Source organism: Pseudomonas sp. JL27(2026) (assembly GCF_056933555.1).
In genome coordinates, this window is record NZ_CM167794.1 from 4,462,812 (window position 1) to 4,480,667 (window position 17,856).

General features: G+C 61.3%; 13 protein-coding genes and 1 pseudogene. 12 read left to right on the forward strand and 2 right to left on the reverse strand.

The features are described 5' to 3' along the window. Positions 1-44: 44 nt before the first annotated feature. The 8 genes from gap (at position 45) to AC1Z1G_RS20345 (ending at position 10,835) form a co-directional block, all read left to right on the forward strand. Positions 45-1,046: a type I glyceraldehyde-3-phosphate dehydrogenase gene (gene gap, locus AC1Z1G_RS20310; RefSeq protein WP_483622116.1), complete on the forward strand. Its 1,002-nt coding sequence runs from the start codon at positions 45-47 to the stop codon at positions 1,044-1,046. A 230-nt stretch (positions 1,047-1,276) separates the two neighbouring features. Then, the gene (locus tag AC1Z1G_RS20315) at positions 1,277-1,804 is read left to right on the forward strand and encodes an RNA polymerase sigma factor (RefSeq protein ID WP_483622117.1); all 528 of its coding nucleotides are present in this window, start codon (positions 1,277-1,279) and stop codon (positions 1,802-1,804) included. Between the two features lie 88 nt (positions 1,805-1,892). Next, positions 1,893-2,858: a FecR family protein gene (locus tag AC1Z1G_RS20320; RefSeq protein ID WP_483622119.1), complete on the forward strand. Its 966-nt coding sequence runs from the start codon at positions 1,893-1,895 to the stop codon at positions 2,856-2,858. 120 nt (positions 2,859-2,978) lie between these two features. Further along, positions 2,979-5,585, forward strand: coding sequence for a TonB-dependent receptor (locus AC1Z1G_RS20325; protein ID WP_483622121.1), 2,607 nt, complete (start codon positions 2,979-2,981; stop codon positions 5,583-5,585). 112 nt (positions 5,586-5,697) lie between these two features. Beyond that, a complete protein-coding gene (locus AC1Z1G_RS20330) occupies positions 5,698-6,306 on the forward strand; it encodes a biliverdin-producing heme oxygenase (RefSeq protein WP_483622122.1) in 609 nt (202 codons plus the stop codon). A 142-nt stretch (positions 6,307-6,448) separates the two neighbouring features. Next, positions 6,449-6,844 (forward strand): YbaN family protein, encoded by a 396-nt coding sequence (locus tag AC1Z1G_RS20335; RefSeq protein ID WP_483622124.1) that lies wholly within the window; start codon positions 6,449-6,451, stop codon positions 6,842-6,844. A 314-nt stretch (positions 6,845-7,158) separates the two neighbouring features. Next, on the forward strand, positions 7,159-9,297 hold the full coding sequence (locus AC1Z1G_RS20340) for a methyl-accepting chemotaxis protein (protein ID WP_483622125.1): 2,139 nt from the start codon (positions 7,159-7,161) through the stop codon (positions 9,295-9,297). A gap of 188 nt (positions 9,298-9,485) precedes the next feature. Then, positions 9,486-10,835: a CoA transferase gene (locus AC1Z1G_RS20345; protein ID WP_483622127.1), complete on the forward strand. Its 1,350-nt coding sequence runs from the start codon at positions 9,486-9,488 to the stop codon at positions 10,833-10,835. A 54-nt stretch (positions 10,836-10,889) separates the two neighbouring features. Here the strand turns inward: AC1Z1G_RS20345 and AC1Z1G_RS20350 are convergent. After that, positions 10,890-11,013, reverse strand: a pseudogene (locus AC1Z1G_RS20350) (AlkA N-terminal domain-containing protein); the annotation flags it as partial. Further along, positions 11,010-12,437, reverse strand: a complete 1,428-nt coding sequence (gene arcD / locus AC1Z1G_RS20355; RefSeq protein ID WP_483622128.1) for an arginine-ornithine antiporter — start codon at positions 12,435-12,437, stop codon at positions 11,010-11,012. The gene arcD (AC1Z1G_RS20355) and the pseudogene AC1Z1G_RS20350, both read right to left, overlap by 4 nt. Positions 12,438-12,882: 445 nt before the next feature. Between arcD (AC1Z1G_RS20355) and arcD (AC1Z1G_RS20360) the strand changes: the two genes are divergently transcribed. The 4 genes from arcD (AC1Z1G_RS20360) to arcC all read left to right on the forward strand — a co-directional run bounded on the left by arcD (AC1Z1G_RS20360) (position 12,883) and on the right by arcC (position 17,803). Then, complete coding sequence (gene arcD, locus AC1Z1G_RS20360; RefSeq protein ID WP_483622130.1) at positions 12,883-14,310, forward strand: arginine-ornithine antiporter; 1,428 nt, start codon at positions 12,883-12,885, stop codon at positions 14,308-14,310. Positions 14,311-14,346: 36 nt separating this feature from the next. Beyond that, complete coding sequence (arcA, locus tag AC1Z1G_RS20365; RefSeq protein WP_483622132.1) at positions 14,347-15,603, forward strand: arginine deiminase; 1,257 nt, start codon at positions 14,347-14,349, stop codon at positions 15,601-15,603. Between the two features lie 69 nt (positions 15,604-15,672). Next, a complete protein-coding gene (locus AC1Z1G_RS20370) occupies positions 15,673-16,683 on the forward strand; it encodes an ornithine carbamoyltransferase (protein WP_483622134.1) in 1,011 nt (336 codons plus the stop codon). A 190-nt stretch (positions 16,684-16,873) separates the two neighbouring features. After that, positions 16,874-17,803, forward strand: a complete 930-nt coding sequence (gene arcC / locus AC1Z1G_RS20375) for a carbamate kinase (protein ID WP_483622136.1) — start codon at positions 16,874-16,876, stop codon at positions 17,801-17,803. The last annotated feature ends 53 nt before the right edge of the window (positions 17,804-17,856 follow it).

Genomic DNA, 17,856 nt, shown 5'->3' on the forward strand with positions numbered 1-17,856 from the left:
ATAATCTTGTAATTCCAACAACAAAACGACGGCGGCGCTGTTAAATGACTCTTCGTATCGCAATCAATGGTTTTGGCCGTATTGGCCGTAACGTCCTGCGCGCACTGTATACCCAAGGCTATCGTCAGGATTTGCAGATCGTCGCCATCAACGATCTGGGCGACAGTTCGATGAACGCCCACCTGCTCAAGTACGATACCGTGCACGGCACGTTCGATGCCGACGTGCAGCATGATCGGGAAAGCCTGACCGTCAACGGCGACCGTATTTCGGTCAGCTCCATTCGCAACCCCGCAGAGTTGCCATGGGCCGCCGAGAAGATCGACGTGGTGTTCGAATGCACCGGCCTGTTCACCGACCGCACCAAAGCCGCCGCCCATATTACGGCCGGCGCACGCAAAGTGATTATCTCGGCACCGGCCAAAGGCGCCGATGCCACCATCGTGTACGGGGTCAACCACGACATCCTGCGCTCATCGCACCAGATCATTTCCAACGCGTCGTGCACCACCAACTGCCTGGCCCCGGTGGCTCAGGTACTGCATCGCGAACTGGGCATCGAAAGCGGCCTGATGACCACCATCCACGCCTACACCAACGATCAGAACCTGACCGACGTTTATCACAGCGATCCGTACCGCGCCCGTTCGGCTACCCAGAACATGATCCCGAGCAAGACCGGCGCGGCTGAAGCGGTCGGCCTGGTGCTGCCGGAACTGGCGGGCAAACTGACCGGCATGGCCGTTCGCGTACCGGTGATCAACGTGTCGCTGGTGGACCTGACCGTGCAGCTCAAACGCGAAACCACCGCCGAAGAAGTCAACGCGCTGCTCAAGCACGCGAGCCAGCACTCCAAGGTCCTGGGCTACAACACCCTGCCGCTGGTTTCCAGTGACTTCAACCACAACCCGCTGTCGTCGATCTTCGACGCCAACCACACCAAAGTCAGCGGCAAGCTGCTCAAGGTGCTGGCCTGGTACGACAACGAATGGGGCTTTTCCAACCGCATGCTCGATAACTGCCTGGCCCTGTGCAACGCCGAGTAAGGCCCGGCATGAGCGGATCGCCACTGGCACTTCAGGGATGCTGCTCTCGCAGCGCCTCGGCGTGCCGGTGGAGAGCTTGCTGGCAGCCCCTTGATGCCTCAATCGCACGCTTACCGGCCCCCGATTACCCGACGTACCTGCAAGGGCGAAAGTAATTCTTGCACGAAGCGCTTGACCTTTCCGGCAGATGATAAGCATTATCATTCGCTTGAAATGGATCAGGTCCTATTGTGAGTCAGTCGCAGTTCAATCACGTCTTCCTCGCTCAACGGGTGTCGCTGCTGCGCACTCTGGAGCGCATGGTCAACAACCACAGCACCGCCGAAGACCTGTTGCAGGAAACCTACCTGCGGGTTACCCGTGCGTTGAGTGAACGGGCGATCGATCACCTGGAACCTTTCGTTTTCCAAACCGCCCGCAACCTGGCGCTGGACCACCTGCGCGCCCGGCGCATTCAGTCCCGAACGATGCTTGAAGACGTTCCCCTGGACGTCGTGCAGGGTATCGCCGCGCCGCTCAGCAGTGCCGAGGACGCCGCCCATGCCGAACAGTTGCTCGAACGCTTGAACATAAGCCTCAACCAACTCAGCCCGCGCCAACAGCAGATCTTCATCCTCAGCCGCCTGCACGGTCATAGCTATCTGGAGATCGCCGAAAAACTCGGCGTTTCCCTGAGCACCGTGCAAAAAGACCTGAAGCTGATCATGGCGATCTGCGTCGGCGTCGTCGAACGGAATAACAGCAGCGCCAGGCTGTAAGCGGCAAGCTACAAGTGGGCCACCAAACTTGCAGCTTAAAGCTTGAAACCGGAAACTGCTTTCCAGCAGACACAGCCGAGGTACAACCGTGACGGACATCCACCACTCCCAACCGCCCACCCCGGCGCGGGACCCCGCCAGCGCCATGGATCAGGCACTGGACTGGCTGATCGTGCTGGAAGATCCGAGCGAAGATCACACCCGGCAGTTCCTTGACTGGCTCGCCGCCGACCCGCTGCACGCCGACGCCTTCGCCAAGGCCCAGGCGATCTGGGACAGCCCGCAGCTTGCACAATGCGCCCAACAACTGAGCGTAAAAACCTCCAGCAAACCCGCCCTCGCACGCCTGCGTCCTCACTGGAAACCCCTGGCCACGGCCGCGGTACTGGTGATCGGATTGTTGAGCTTCAGCAACCTGCCGATGCGCATCCAGGCCGATCACCTGACCGTGGTGGGTGAGCGCCAGCGCCTGCAACTGGAGGACGGCTCCAAGGTCCTGCTCAACACCAACTCGGCGTTTTCCAGCACCATCAATGACCAGCAGCGCGTTGCCCGACTCTTTCAGGGCGAGGCGTTTTTCGAAGTGCCGGGCAATCGTGGCCTGCCGCTGGAAATCGATGCTGGCCCGGTCAAGGCCAGCGTGCGCGACACCGCGTTTGCCGTGCGCTACCTCGACGGCGTGGCGCAGGTGCGGGTGCAGCGTGGCGATGTCGACTTGCGCGCCACCCACGACGACGCCCGCGTGCGGTTGTCCGCCGGGGAAAGCATCCGCATCGGCCCCAACGGTTTCGACCAGCCGGCCAGGCTCGATGCCAACACCGACCTGGCCTGGGTCCAGGGTCGACTGGTGTTCGAGAACTGCCCGTTGAGCCAGGTACTGGCTGAACTGGGGCGTTACTACCCAGGCTGGATCATCAACAACAACGAGCGCCTGGCCGACGTTGCCGTCACTGGCAATTACCGTCTCGATCAGCCACTGGACGTCGTGCGCTCACTGGCCCACATCACCTCGGCGCGCCTCCAGGAATTCCCGGCGCTGGTGATCCTGAACTAAATGAGAACTATTTTTACTCGATAGTCATTCGCCGTACGTCTCGTTACAGCCAATGCAACTGATTCGCATCTCTGATGCCAATCTGCACCTATAAGATTCGCGCGACACGGAGCACTATCGATGTCCTCTCGCCTCAACAGCCGGTCCTTCTCACCTTCGGCCCGCGTGCAAAACTGCACCCTGTCCTTGCTGACCGCCGCCATCGTGCTGGCGGGTACACATGCCGCACCGGTCATGGCCGCCACCCCAGCCCAGCAAACGACCCGCAACATGGGTGACTACACTTTCGCCATCACCCAGCAACCGCTGGTGTCCGCCCTGAATGACTTCACCCGTGTCACAGGCTGGCAAGTCGGCCTGCCGGCGGAACTGGGCCAAGGCGTTGCCTCGCCAGGCGTGCACGGCGCGTTGAGCCCGGAGAAAGCCCTGGACCGTCTGTTGGTGGGGACCAACCTGAGCTACCGCAAACTGGGCACCAACAATATCGTCCTGGAAAAACGCACCGTCGGCGGCACCCTCGCCCTGCAACAGGTGACCATCAGCGCCACCCGCCAGGAGCAGGACGTGAACAGCGTGCCGAGCACCGTCACCGTGCACGACCGGCAGGAACTGGACCGCAGCAACGTCAACAACATCAAGGAACTGGTGCGCTACGAACCGGGTGTTTCGGTCGGCGGCACCGGTACCCGTGGCGGCATCAGCGGCTACAACATTCGCGGCATCGACGGTGACCGGATCCTGACCCAGGTCGACGGCGTCGAAATTCCCAACGGGTTCTTCAACGGGCCTTACGCCAAGACCCAGCGCAATTACGTCGACCCGGAAATCGTCAAACGCGTGGAGATCCTTCGCGGCCCGGCCTCGGTGCTGTACGGCAGCAACGCCATCGGTGGCGCGGTCAGCTACTTCACCCTCGACCCGGACGACATCATCAAGCCTGGTCAGGACGTCGGCGCCCGCCTGAAAACCGGCTACAGCTCCGCCGACAACAGCTGGCTCAAATCCGCCACCGTCGCGGGCCGCGTCGAGCAGTTCGACGGTTTGCTGCACCTGAGCCAGCGCGACGGCCATGAAACCGACTCGTACGGCAACAACCACGGTACCGGCCTGGACCGTACCGCCGCCAACCCGGAAGACGTGCGCACCACCAACGTGCTGGCCAAACTGGGCTGGAACTACGCCGACGACGCGCGCCTGGGCCTGACCTACGAGAAGTACAAGGACGACCGCGACACCAACCAGCGAAGCGCCGTCGGTGGCCCGTTCAACAACGGCCAGCCGATGGGCATGTACCGTTCGCGCACCGGTAATGACACCGTCACCCGCGAGCGTTTCGGCCTGCAAAACCATTTCGCCCTCGATAGCTTGCTGGTCGATCACCTCAAATGGAGCCTGAACTACCAAATCGCCAAGACCGATCAGAGCACCCTGGAAAACTACTACGTTCCACGCAGTCCCCGCTCTCCAGGCCGCAATGTGATGCGCTCACGCGATACGCTCTATGAAGAGCGGCAGTGGGTATTCGACGCACAGCTGGACAAGGCCTTCAGCCTCGGTGAAACCGACCACCTGCTGACGTACGGCACCACCATCAAGCAAGAGAAAGTCACCGGCTCGCGCAGCGGCAGCGGAACATGCCTGACCGTGTTCGGCAGTTGCCGACAAATCGGCGCCATCAGCCCCGCCGACGTACTGAAAAAATCCAGCGACTTCCCGGACCCGACCCTCAATACCTACAGCCTGTTCGCCCAGGACCAGATCAGCTGGAACAACTGGACCTTCCTGCCGGGCCTGCGCTACGACTACACCCAGCTCAAGCCGCACATCACCCAGGAATTCCTCAACACCGTGGCCCCCGACGGCAAAGGCGCGGTCAGGGACGAGAACAAGACCTGGCACCGCGTCTCGCCCAAGTTCGGCCTGACCTACGCCCTGAGCGAAAACTACACCTGGTACGGCCAGTACGCCGAAGGCTTCCGCACCCCGAGCGCCAAGGCGCTGTACGGCCGCTTCGAGAACAGCACCACCGGTTATCGCGTGGAGCCGAACCCGAACCTGGAACCGGAAAAAAGCAAGAGCTACGAGACCGGCCTGCGCGGCAATTTCGAGTCCGGCAACTTCGATGTGGCGGTGTTCTATAACAAGTACCGCGACTTCATCAACGAAGACGCCGTGTCGCCCGGTTACAACGAGCTGACATTCCAGAGCAACAACATCAAGCACGCCACCATCAAGGGCGTCGAGTTCAAGGGGCGCCTGAACCTCGACACCTTTGGCGCGCCGCAAGGTCTCTACACCCAGGGTTCGCTGGCCTATGCCTACGGTCGCAACAACGACACCGGCGAACCGCTCAATGCCGTCAACCCGCTGACCGGCGTGCTGGGCCTGGGTTACGACCAGGACAACTACGGGGCCATGCTCAGCTGGACACTGGTCAAGAAAAAAGACCGCGTCGACAGCAGCACCTTCAAGTCGCCGGATGGCGCCAGCAGCCAGTTCAAGACGCCGGGCTACGGCATTCTCGACCTGAGCGGGTTCTACAAGGTCACCGATGACGTCACCGTCAGCGCGGGCGTGTACAACCTGACCGACAAAAAATACTGGCAGTGGGACAACGTGCGTGGCTACGACAGCGTCGGCGAAGCCGCTGTGCTGAGCCCGGCGAACCTGGACCGCCTGACCGAGCCAGGTCGTAACTTCGCCATCAACCTGGTCTGGGACATCTAAGACCGATGCCTCACTGCGTTCTTTTATTCAGAGCGCAGTGAGGATTTTTTACTGTGCCGCGTCTTCTAGTTCGTCTAGTTACAAAGTGCATCTCATTCTCAAGGACATCGTCATGACCACCGCCGACACCGCCCAGCGCCCGACCCTGCGTTCCCAACGCCTGAACCAGATCACCCACGAACCGCACGCCAAGCTCGACACGCTGGTCAAGGCCCATGCACCGTTCGAAACCCAGGCCAACTTCGCCCGTTTCGTCGTGGCCCAGTACCTGTTCCAGTCGGAACTGGTCTCGCTGTACACCGACGCCGAGCTGACCGCCATCGTCCCGGACCTGCCGGAACGCTGCCGCGCCGAGGCTGCCAAGGCTGACCTGGCGGACCTTGAGACCGACGTCCCGGCCCCCGTTGCAGGCGCGGTGAGCAATCCGAGCAAGGCTGAAGCACTGGGCTGGATCTTCGTATCCGAGGGCTCGAAACTGGGCGCGGCGTTCCTGATCAAGCGCGCAGTGGGCCTGGGCCTGAGCGAAACATTCGGTGCCCGCCACCTCGGCGAGCCTGCCGGTGGTCGCGCTGAAGGCTGGAAAAGCTTTGTCAAAACCCTCGACGGCCTGGCATTCAGCGCCGAAGAAGAAGCGGCTGTAGAAAAAGGCGCGATTGACGCGTTCAACCGCTTCACCGTGCTGCTGGAACAGGCTTACGCCACCGCGCCTGAACTCGCCTGATTCACACGATCTGCTCGCGAAGGCGATGTAACATCCAACAAAGATGTTGCCTCACACACCGCCTTCGCGAGCAAGCCCGCTCCCACAGGGACCGGGCAAGCCTGTAATCTCCCGATCAAGCCGCGCAGTCATTTCCCAACCCATGCCCGTCCCAACCTCATCGAAAGTAGCCCGCATTCTCTTCGGCCTGCTCGCCTACGCCAGCCTGGCGCTGGGCCTGATCGCCATTGTCGTGCCCGGCCTGCCGACCACCGAATTCATTCTGCTGGCCGCCTGGGCGGCGACCAAAAGTTCGCCACGCCTGAGTGCCTGGCTGGAAAACCATCGCCTGTTCGGGCCCATCCTGAGCAATTGGCGTAACGGCAGAATCATCGCCCGCCGGGCCAAAGTCAGCGCCACCGTCAGCATGCTGCTGTGCGCCACGCTGATGCTGGTGATGCTTGATCACGGCTGGCCGATCTACCTGGCCATCGCGGGCATGAGCCTGGGCAACCTGTGGATCTGGTCTCGCCCCGAATCCTTGCCACAACCGTCCTGATACGCCTGTATCCCCTGTGGCGAGGGAGCTTGCTCCCGCTGGGCTGCGAAGCGGCCCCAAAACAATCCAGCCCCACCGCCTACACCTGACTCACGTCTGTGCACCCGGACGCGGATCGGCCGAACGGGAGCAAGCTCCCTCGCCACAGGAACAGCATTTCCCCCCGCGCAAACGCTTGCGCTGACCATTCATCGGCTCGCCCTCATGCGGCAGGGTTGTAAGCCGATGTTTCGGGCATGGCGCTGAATGGATTTGGCGAGACGAGTTGTTCCCGACTCGCAGCCAACTCTTCATTCATTTGCGAGATCGCCCCCATGTTCGACTCTCTGTCCATCCGCCTGAAAATCGTGCTGTTGTCCGGACTGTGCCTGCTCGGCGTGGTCGGCCTGATCGTCGGCATGAACATCTACCAGACCAATCAAAACGACCAACTCGTCAGCACGTCCAGCACGAAGATGCTGACTGGCAGCGTCGAAAACCTGCTCCAGGCCAAGGCCGCCGAGCAAGCAGTGCGCGTGCAGAAAACCTTCGGCGAAAGCCTGCTGGTGGTCACCGCCCTCGCCGACCAGATCAACGACATGCGGGTCATGGCCGGCAAGCGCTCACTGGACGCCTCGGCCCTGCGCGAAGAGCTCAACCACAGCCTGAAAACCGCGTTCGAGCGCAACGGCAAAGTGCTGGGGATCTGGCTGGCCTTCGAGCCCAACGCCCTGGACGGCAAGGACAGCGAGTTCGCCAACGACGCGGTGCGTGCATCCAACGAAGCCGGGCGCTTCGCCAGCTACTGGAGCCGCGCGGCCGGCCCCGGCGTGAACACGGTAATGGTCGAGGACGACATGACCAAAACCACCCTCAGCCTCAGCGGCACTCCGTACAACAGTTGGTACACCTGCCCGCGCGACAGCAAACGCACTTGCCTGCTGGACCCGTATGCCGACACCGTTGCCGGCAAGCTGATGCTGATGACCACCATTGCCGTGCCGCTGCTGGTGGACGGCAAAGCCATCGGCGTGGTCGGCGTGGACATCGCCCTCGACGCGCTGCAAGCCGCCGCCAACGATTCCCAGCGTGACCTCTTCAACAACGCCGGGCACATGCTGATCGTCTCCGGCAGTGGCGTGGTCGCCGCCTACAGTGCCGACGCCGGCAAGGTCGGCAAAAGCATCGCCGAGACCCTCGGTGCCGACGGCAAGGACGTGCTGCAACTGCTCGGCGCCAGCGCACCGAAGATCCTCAAGCAAGGCGAGTTGATCCGGGCGGTCTACCCGGTCAGCCCGATCAACGACGCCAAAGCCTGGGGGGTGGTGATCGATTTGCCGCAACAGGTATTGCTGGCTGACTCGGTGAAACTGCAAGCAGTGCTCGATGACGCCCAGGAAACCGGCACATTCAAAACCCTGTTGGTGGCCATTGCGGCCGGCCTGTTTGGCCTGCTGCTGATCTGGCTCACGGCGTCCGGCGTGACCCGGCCGATCAACAGCGTCGCGCAGATGCTCAAGGCGATTGCCAGCGGTGACGGCGACCTGACCCAACGCCTGAACTACAGCAAGCAGGATGAACTGGGCGAACTGGTCAGTTGGTTCAACCGCTTCCTCGACAAGCTGCAACCGACCATCGCGCAGATCAAACAGAGCATTACCGACGCCCGCGGCACCGCCGACCAGTCTTCGGAAATCGCCCGCCAGACCAGTGAAGGCATGCAAGTGCAGTTCCGCGAAATCGACCAGGTGGCCACCGCGTCCAACGAAATGAGCGCCACTGCCCATGAGGTCGCCAACAGCGCTTCGAATGCCGCCAATGCCGCCAAAGGTGCCGACCAGTCGGCCCGCGACGGCATGTCGATCATCGAGCGCAGCACCCGCGACATCAACCAACTGGCCGAGGAGGTCAGCAAAGCAGTGGGTGAAGTCGAAGCCCTCGCGGTCAACAGCGAGCAGATCGGTTCGGTACTGGAAGTGATCCGCAGCATTGCCGAGCAAACCAACCTGCTGGCGCTGAACGCGGCCATCGAAGCGGCCCGTGCCGGCGAAAGTGGTCGCGGTTTTGCGGTGGTGGCGGATGAAGTGCGCAACCTGGCCAAACGTACCCAGGACTCGGTGGAGGAAATCCGCCTGGTGATCGAACGCATCCAAAGCGGTACTCGCGGCGTGGTCGCCACCATGCATTCGAGCCAAACCCAGGCCCACCACAATGCCGGGCAGATCCAGCAAGCGGTGCAGGCGCTGGGCAAAATCAGCGACGCGGTCACGGTGATCAGCGACATGAACCTGCAAATCGCCAGCGCCGCCGAACAGCAAAGTGCCGTGGCCGAAGAGGTCAACCGCAACGTCTCGGCGATCCGCACGGTCACTGAAACCCTGACCGGGCAAGCCACCGAGTCGGCGCAAATCAGCAGCCAGCTCAACGCCCTGGCCACCCACCAGATGAAACTGATGGATCAATTCCGGGTGTAGTGACCAAACACCTCCCCTGTGGCGAGGGAGTTTGCTCCCTCTCGGTTGTGCAGCAGCCGTAAACACGGCCATTGCGGTCCTTCTGGCAGGACTCGGTGCCTGGTTTGGGGGGCGCTCCGCGGCCCAGCGGGAGCAAGCTCCCTCGCCACAATTGATCTATGCTCGAGTTCTCTTCCGGAGGGCCTTCGATGACTGATCTACTCACCTCCATACAAGCCGCGCTCGGCTTGCCCCACACCCCGATTCCGTTCACGTCGAGCGGCGCCCTGCCCTCGGCGTTTGCCGTGACAGACCTGGCTTGCGCCAGTATGGCGGCGGCCGGCCAGGCCATCAGCGAATTGCTGCACCAGCAGACCGGTCGTTTGCCAGCCCTGGAAGTCGACCGCCGCCTCGCCTCTTTCTGGTTCGCCACCTCGCTTCGCCCCATCGACTGGAGCACCCCGCCGCTGTGGGACAAGATTGCCGGCGACTACGAAACCCGTGACGGCTGGATTCGCCTGCACACCAATGCGCCCCATCACCGCAGCGCCGCCGAACAGGTGCTGGGGCACAGTTTTGATCGCAGCGCCATGGCTGCCAAGGTCGCCCGATGGGCCAAAAGCGATCTGGAACACGCGGTGGTCGAGGCCGGTGGCTGCGCCGCCGAAATGCGCTCATGGCAACAATGGACCTCCCATCCGCAAGGTCTGGCCGTCAACGCTGAACCGCTGATTCACTTCGCGACGCACAACGGCGAGTCCTCGATCACCTGGCTGGGCTCGGTCGCGCAACCGCTGGCCGGCCTCAAGGTACTGGACCTGACCCGCGTACTCGCCGGCCCGATTGCCAGCCGCTTCCTCGCGGGAATGGGCGCCGACGTGTTGCGCATCGACCCGCTGCACTGGAACGAACCGGGCGTGGTCCCGGAAGTGACACTCGGTAAACGCTGCGCCCGCCTCGACCTGCACAACGCGACAGACCGGGCGGTGTTCGAGTCCTTGCTCAAGGACGCCGACATTCTGCTTCACGGCTACCGCGCCGATGCCCTCGGACGCCTCGGTTATGGTGCCGCAGAACGACAGGTGTTCGCCCCCGGCTTGATTGATGTCTGCCTCAACGCTTATGGCTGGAGCGGCCCGTGGCAAAACCGCCGGGGTTTCGACAGCCTGGTGCAGATGAGCAGCGGCATCGCCGAGGCCGGCATGGGCTGGAAGCAGGCTGACAAACCGACGCCTTTGCCCGTGCAGGCCCTCGATCACGCTACCGGGTATTTGATGGCGGCCAGTGCGCTCAGGTTGTTGGCTGAACGGTTGCGCAGTGGTCGTGGTGGGTCGGCGCAGTTGTCATTGGCGCGTACCGCGAAAGTGTTGATTGAGAATGGCCCGGGGACGGATGAGCCGCTGCGGGCCGAAGATCAGAACGATCAAGGAATGCTGCTTGAACAGACAGCCTGGGGGCCCGCGCAGCGCTTGCATGTCCCGCTGAGAATCACCGGCACACCGTTGCAGTGGGCCATCCCGGCCGGAGAATTGGGTTCCCATCGGGCACAGTGGTGGTGACTTTCAGATAGCTTTCGCGAGCAGGCTCGCTCCCACAGGATTTGTGCCGAATGTCTGTGATGCTGCGCGAGTACACACCGTCGACCACCGCCTCCAACCCGACAATCGCCCGCGCCGATCAAAAACCGAGCATCGCCGGCCAGTCATAGGGCGGCCGATAGTCGAGCAACAGCCTCACAACGACAACAACCCGCTGTACAACCCATACGCCGCCAACCCGGCCCCGGCGACGACACAGCTGAAAATACCCTTCTCTACATGAGTGAACAGTGGTTCGCCCTGCTCCCGCTTGGCTTTGGCGAACAGAATCACTCCCGGCGCATAGAGCAGCGCCGACAGCAGCAGGTATTTCACCCCACCGGCGTACAACAGCCACACCGCATAACTCAGCGCGATGCCGCCAATCAGCAAGTCTTTGGTGCGCTCGGCCGACGCGTGTTCATAGGTTTCCCCACGCCCGCTCAACAGCACCGCATAGGCTGCCGACCACAGATACGGCACCAGAATCATCGACGAGGCGAGGTAAATCAGGCTGGTGTAGGTGCCAGCGGAAACCAGGGTGATCAACAGGAAAATCTGAATCATCACGTTGGTCAGCCACAGGGCATTGACCGGCACATGGTTGGCGTTTTCCTTCGTCAGGAACGCCGGCATGGTCTTGTCCCGAGCCGTGGCGAACAGAATCTCGGCACACAGCAGCGCCCACGACAGCAACGCACCAAGCAAGGACACCGCCAGGCCAATGCTGATCAGCAGCGCGCCCCACGGCCCGACGATGTGTTCAAGCACCGCCGCCAGCGACGGGTTCTGCAATTTGGCCAGCTCAGGCTGGCTCATGATCCCCAGCGACAGCACGTTCACCAGCACCAGCAGCGCCAGCACCCCGAGAAACCCGATGACCGTGGCGCGGCCAACGTCCGAGCGTTTCTCGGCGCGGGCCGAATACACGCTGGCGCCCTCGATGCCGATAAACACGAACACCGTGACCAGCATCATGTTGCGCACCTGATCCATCACACCGCCGAAATTCGGGTTGCTGCGGCCCCAGATATCGCGGGTAAAGATGTCGGCCTTGAACGCCACCGCAGCGATCACGATGAACATCACCAGCGGCACGATCTTGGCCACGGTGGTCAGTTGATTGATGAACGCCGCCTCCTTGATCCCGCGCATCACCAGAAAATGCACCGCCCACAGCAACACCGAGGCACAGCCGATGGCGATAGGCGTATTGCCCTGCCCGAACACCGGAAAGAAATAACCCAGGGTGCTGAACAACAGGACGAAGTAACCCACATTGCCCAGCCAGGCGCTGATCCAGTAACCCCAGGCCGACGAAAACCCCATGTAATCGCCAAACCCGGCCTTGGCGTAGGCGTACACCCCGGAGTCGAGTTCCGGCTTGCGGTTGGCCAGGGTCTGGAACACGAACGCCAGGGTCAACATGCCGACGGCGGTGATCGCCCAACCGATCAGCACCGCCCCGGCATCGGCCCGGGCGGCCATGTTCTGCGGCAGGGAAAAGATCCCCCCGCCAATCATCGAACCCACCACCAGGGCGATCAACGCACTGAGTCGAAGCTTTTGCGCCGGTTGCGACATTGTTGTTTCTCCATCCCGATCGGGTCACGCCTGCGAAACCGTAACAACGGTGCGTTCAACTAAATAGCTAAAGGCAAATAACGTTTATTAGATAACGCCAACAAATACCTTTTATTTAGAACTGATGAACCCACGAGTCACTAGCAATTGGCCAGTTTTGTGTGCGAGTCGCGATAAATCAATCCTGTACTGAAAACAGATGTCAAAAATTTGCACATTCGTGAAAAGGAACTAGCTTCAACCCTCTCGGCAATACGAGTTATTCCCGTTTGTTATTAACGGACCGCTCTGCTCCGGTCTTTCCGGGCATAACAGTTTCGCCCCGGAGAGCCCCACAAGTCATTCATTAACAATGGAATGTGCCCATGCACTGATCTAAGTCAGCTGATTGATTTGCTAACAGTTCTACGCTGTTGTCTCTCTTCTCCTGCATTGGAGTCATGCAATGTCTGAATCCCCCGGAAAACTACGACTGGGTGCGTTAGTCGCCCTTGTTGTCGGCTCGATGATTGGTGGCGGGATATTCTCTTTGCCGCAAAACATGGCTGCCAGCGCCGATGTCGGCGCAGTCCTCATCGGTTGGGCCATCACCGCCGTCGGCATGTTGACCCTCGCATTCGTCTTCCAGACCCTGGCCAACCGCAAGCCTGACCTCGATGGCGGTGTCTACGCCTACGCCAAGGCCGGTTTTGGCGACTACATGGGTTTCTCATCCGCCTGGGGCTACTGGATCAGTGCCTGGCTGGGTAACGTCGGTTACTTCGTCCTGCTGTTTAGCACCCTGGGTTACTTCTTCCCGATCTTCGGCGAAGGCAACACCGTGGCGGCCGTGGTGGGCGCTTCCGTGCTGCTCTGGGCGGTGCACTTCCTGGTGCTGCGCGGGATCAAGGAAGCGGCGTTCATCAACCTGGTGACCACCGTCGCCAAGGTCGTGCCACTGCTGCTGTTTGTGTTGATCGCGATCTTCGCTTTCAAACTGGAGATCTTCACCGCCGACATCTGGGGCATCAAAAACCCGGACCTGGGCAGCGTGATGAACCAGGTGCGCAACATGATGCTGGTCACCGTGTGGGTGTTCATCGGCATTGAAGGCGCGAGCATCTTCTCGTCCCGCGCCGAAAAACGCTCGGACGTGGGTAAGGCCACCGTCATCGGCTTCATCACCGTGCTGCTGTTTCTGGTGCTGGTGAACGTACTGTCGCTGGGCATCATGACTCAGCCTGAACTGGCCAAACTGCAGAACCCGTCGATGGCCGCTGTGCTGGAACACGTGGTCGGTCACTGGGGCGCGGTGCTGATCAGCGTCGGCCTGATCATTTCCTTGCTCGGCGCGCTGCTGTCGTGGGTGCTGCTGTGTGCGGAGATCATGTTCGCCGCCGCCAAAGACCACACCATGCCGGAGTTCCTGCGTAAGGAAAACGCCAACCACGTGCCGGTCAATGCCCTGTGGCTGACCAACGCGATGGTGCAGATTTTCCTGATCATCACCCTGTTCTCGGCCAGCACTTACTTGTCGCTGATCTACCTCGCCACCTCGATGATCCTAGTGCCTTACCTGTGGTCGGCGGCGTATGCGGTGCTGTTGGCGGTGCGTGGCGAAAGCTACGAAAAAGCCCTGGCCGAGCGCAAGAAAGACCTGGTCATCGGCAGCATTGCCCTGATCTACGCGATCTGGCTGCTCTACGCCGGCGGGGTCAAATACCTGCTGCTGTCCGCCCTGCTGTATGCCCCCGGCGCGATCCTGTTCGCCAAGGCCAAGCTGGAGTTGGGCAAACCGATTTTCACCAACGTCGAGAAGCTGATTTTCGCCGCAGTGGTCGTGGGCGCCCTAGTGGCGGCTTACGGACTCTACGACGGCTTCCTGACCCTGTAACACCCGTTCTGTTATGTCATCTGGAGGATCACTGTAATGACCACGGAAAAAGTTAAGTACGGCGTACATTCCGAAGCCGGCAAACTGCGCAAAGTCATGGTTTGCTCCCCAGGCCTGGCCCATCAGCGGCTGACCCCGAACAACTGCGACGAACTGCTCTTTGACGACGTGCTCTGGGTCGCCCAGGCCAAGCGCGACCACTTCGACTTCGTCACCAAGATGCGTGAGCGCGATATCGATGTGCTGGAAATGCACAACCTGTTGACCGACATCGTCGCCATCCCCGAAGCGCTGGACTGGATCCTGGAGCGCAAGATCACCGCCAACCAGGTCGGTCTGGGCCTGGTCAACGAAGTCGGTTCATGGCTGCGCAGCCTGGAGCCGCGCAAGGTCGCCGAGTTCCTGATCGGCGGTGTGTCCGCCGACGACCTGCCGAGCAGCTTCGGTGGCAAGACCATCGAGATGTTCCGCGACTTCCTCGGCCACACCAGCTTCATTCTGCCGCCGCTGCCGAACACCCAGTTCACCCGCGACACCACCTGCTGGATCTACGGTGGCGTGACGCTGAACCCGATGTACTGGCCTGCGCGACGTCAGGAAACCCTGCTGACCAGCGCCATCTACAAGTTCCACCCCGAGTTCACCAACGCCGACTTCCAGGTCTGGTACGGCGACCCGGACCAGGAACACGGCAACGCCACGCTGGAAGGCGGCGACGTGATGCCCATCGGTAACGGCGTGGTGTTGATCGGCATGGGCGAACGCTCGTCCCGTCAGGCCATCGGCCAGCTTGCAATCAGCCTGTTCAAACACAATGCGGTAGAACGCGTGATCGTCGCCGGCCTGCCAAAATCCCGCGCCGCGATGCACCTGGACACCGTGTTCAGCTTCTGCGACCGAGACCTGGTGACGGTATTCCCGGAAGTCGTGAACCAGATCGTCGCCTTCACCCTGCGCCCGGATGAAAGCAAACCGGGCGGCATCGACATTCGCCGCGAAGAAACCAGCTTCATCGACACCGTCGCCAAGGCCCTGAACCTCAAGGCCCTGCGCGTGGTGGAAACCGGCGGCAACAGCTTCGCCGCCGAGCGCGAGCAGTGGGACGACGGTAACAACGTGGTGGCCGTGGAGCCTGGCGTGGTGATCGGTTACGACCGCAACACCTACACCAACACCCTGCTGCGCAAGGCCGGGATCGAGGTCATCACCATCAGCGCCGGCGAACTCGGCCGGGGCCGTGGCGGCGGCCACTGCATGACCTGCCCGATCATCCGCGACCCAATCGACTATTAATGAGTGTGCCTTGCCTCGCCCTTATAAAGCGCGAGGCAAGGGGATAACCGAAACCTAAGGAGATCCAAAATGGCTTTCAACATGCGCAACCGCAGCCTGCTCTCGCTGATGCACCATACCAATCGCGAGCTGCACTACCTGCTGGACCTGTCCCGCGACCTGAAACGCGCCAAGTACACCGGCACCGAACAGCCGCACCTCAAAGGCAAGAACATCGCGCTGATCTTCGAAAAAACTTCGACCCGCACCCGTTGCGCCTTCGAAGTGGCCGCCCACGACCAGGGGGCTCACGTCACCTACATCGACCCGGTGTCGTCGCAAATCGGCCACAAGGAAAGCATGAAAGACACCGCCCGCGTTCTGGGCCGGATGTTCGACGCCATCGAATACCGTGGCTTTGAGCAGGAAATTGTCGAAGAGTTGGCGAAGTTCGCCGGCGTGCCGGTGTTCAACGGCCTGACCGCTGAATTCCACCCGACCCAAATGATCGCCGACACCCTGACCATGCGCGAGCACAGCGACAAGCCGCTGCATGACATCAGCTACGCCTACCTGGGCGATGCCCGCTACAACATGGGCAACTCGCTGCTGATGATCGGCGCGAAACTGGGCATGGACGTGCGCATCGGCGCGCCGAAAGCGCTCTGGCCACATCAGGACTTCATCGATCAGTGCAAAGCCTTCGCCGAAGAAAGTGGCGGCCGCATCACCATCACCGAAGACCCGAAAGAAGCGGTCAAGGGCGTGGACTTCATCCACACCGATATCTGGGTATCGATGGGTGAGCCGGTCGAAGCGTGGGACGAACGTATCGAGCAACTGCTGCCGTACCAGGTCAACGCGAAAATGATGAAAGCCTCGGGCAACCCACGGGTGAAATTCATGCACTGCCTGCCGGCGTTCCACAACAGCGAAACCAAGGTCGGCAAGGACATCGCCGCACGTTATCCGCACCTGGCCAACGGCGTAGAAGTCACCGAAGACGTCTTCGAGTCGCCGGCCAACATCGCCTTCGAGCAAGCGGAAAACCGCATGCACACCATCAAGGCGATTTTGGTGTCGGCACTGGCTGATATCTAACGGCACACCCGGCTCCCACTAACGGAACACGGTCAATGTGGGAGCGGGCTTGCTCGCGAAGACGGACTGACATGCACCATTGATGTCGACTGACACACCGCTTTCGCGAGCAAGCCCGCTCCCACACTCAGGCCGGTTCCGACAGGGAGACCGCGTCGCCCGCAACCTCTCTGTCTAGAAGGACTGCATTATGCGTATCGTCGTTGCACTGGGCGGTAACGCCCTTCTGCGCCGTGGTGAACCCATGACCGCGGACAATCAACGCGCCAATATCCGGATCGCCACCGAACAGATCGCCAAGATTCACCCCGGCAATCAACTGGTGATCGCACACGGCAATGGCCCGCAAGTCGGCCTGCTGTCGCTGCAAGCAGCAGCCTACACCTCGGTTTCCCCTTACCCACTGGACGTGCTCGGCGCCGAAACCGAAGGCATGATCGGCTACATCATCGAACAGGAACTGGGCAACCTGCTGGACTTCGAAGTGCCGTTCGCAACCCTGCTGACCCAGGTGGAAGTCGACGCCAACGACCCGGCCTTCAAGCACCCGACCAAGCCTATCGGCCCGGTCTACTCCAAGGTCGAAGCCGAAGCGCTGGCGGCTGAAAAAGGCTGGGTGATTGCCCCGGACGGTGACAAATTCCGCCGCGTGGTGGCCAGCCCGAAACCCAAACGCATCTTCGAAATCCGCCCGATCAAGTGGCTGCTGGACAAAGGCAGCATCGTGATTTGCGCCGGCGGTGGCGGCATCCCAACCATGTACGACGAAAACCGCAAGCTCAAGGGCATCGAAGCGGTGATCGACAAAGACCTGTGCTCGGCGCTGCTGGCCGAACAGCTGGATGCCGAGTTGCTGGTGATCGCCACCGACGTCAACGCAGCCTTCATCGACTTCGGCAAGCCCACCCAGAAAGCCATTGCCCAGGCTCACCCCGACGAAATGGAAAAACTCGGCTTTGCTGCCGGCTCCATGGGCCCGAAAGTCCAGGCCGCCTGCGAGTTCGCCCGCAACACTGGCAAAGTCGCGGTCATCGGTTCACTCTCGGACATCGAAGCGATTGTCCAGGGCAAGGCCGGTACCCGCATCAGCACGGCACAACCTGGCATCACCTACCTGTAAGACGCTTGCTATAAGAACCTCGGGGCGGGCCCGGCGCCTGCCCTTTCTTCATG

Coding starts and splice junctions, on each gene's coding strand:
- gap (WP_483622116.1), top strand. CDS start 45: ATGACTCTTCGTATCGCAATCAATGGTTTTGGCCGTATTGGCCGTAAC.
- AC1Z1G_RS20325 (WP_483622121.1), top strand. CDS start 2,979: ATGTCCTCTCGCCTCAACAGCCGGTCCTTCTCACCTTCGGCCCGCGTG.
- AC1Z1G_RS20330 (WP_483622122.1), top strand. CDS start 5,698: ATGACCACCGCCGACACCGCCCAGCGCCCGACCCTGCGTTCCCAACGC.
- AC1Z1G_RS20335 (WP_483622124.1), top strand. CDS start 6,449: ATGCCCGTCCCAACCTCATCGAAAGTAGCCCGCATTCTCTTCGGCCTG.
- AC1Z1G_RS20340 (WP_483622125.1), top strand. CDS start 7,159: ATGTTCGACTCTCTGTCCATCCGCCTGAAAATCGTGCTGTTGTCCGGA.
- AC1Z1G_RS20345 (WP_483622127.1), top strand. CDS start 9,486: ATGACTGATCTACTCACCTCCATACAAGCCGCGCTCGGCTTGCCCCAC.
- arcD (WP_483622128.1), bottom strand. CDS start 12,437: ATGTCGCAACCGGCGCAAAAGCTTCGACTCAGTGCGTTGATCGCCCTG.
- arcD (WP_483622130.1), top strand. CDS start 12,883: ATGTCTGAATCCCCCGGAAAACTACGACTGGGTGCGTTAGTCGCCCTT.
- arcA (WP_483622132.1), top strand. CDS start 14,347: ATGACCACGGAAAAAGTTAAGTACGGCGTACATTCCGAAGCCGGCAAA.
- AC1Z1G_RS20370 (WP_483622134.1), top strand. CDS start 15,673: ATGGCTTTCAACATGCGCAACCGCAGCCTGCTCTCGCTGATGCACCAT.
- arcC (WP_483622136.1), top strand. CDS start 16,874: ATGCGTATCGTCGTTGCACTGGGCGGTAACGCCCTTCTGCGCCGTGGT.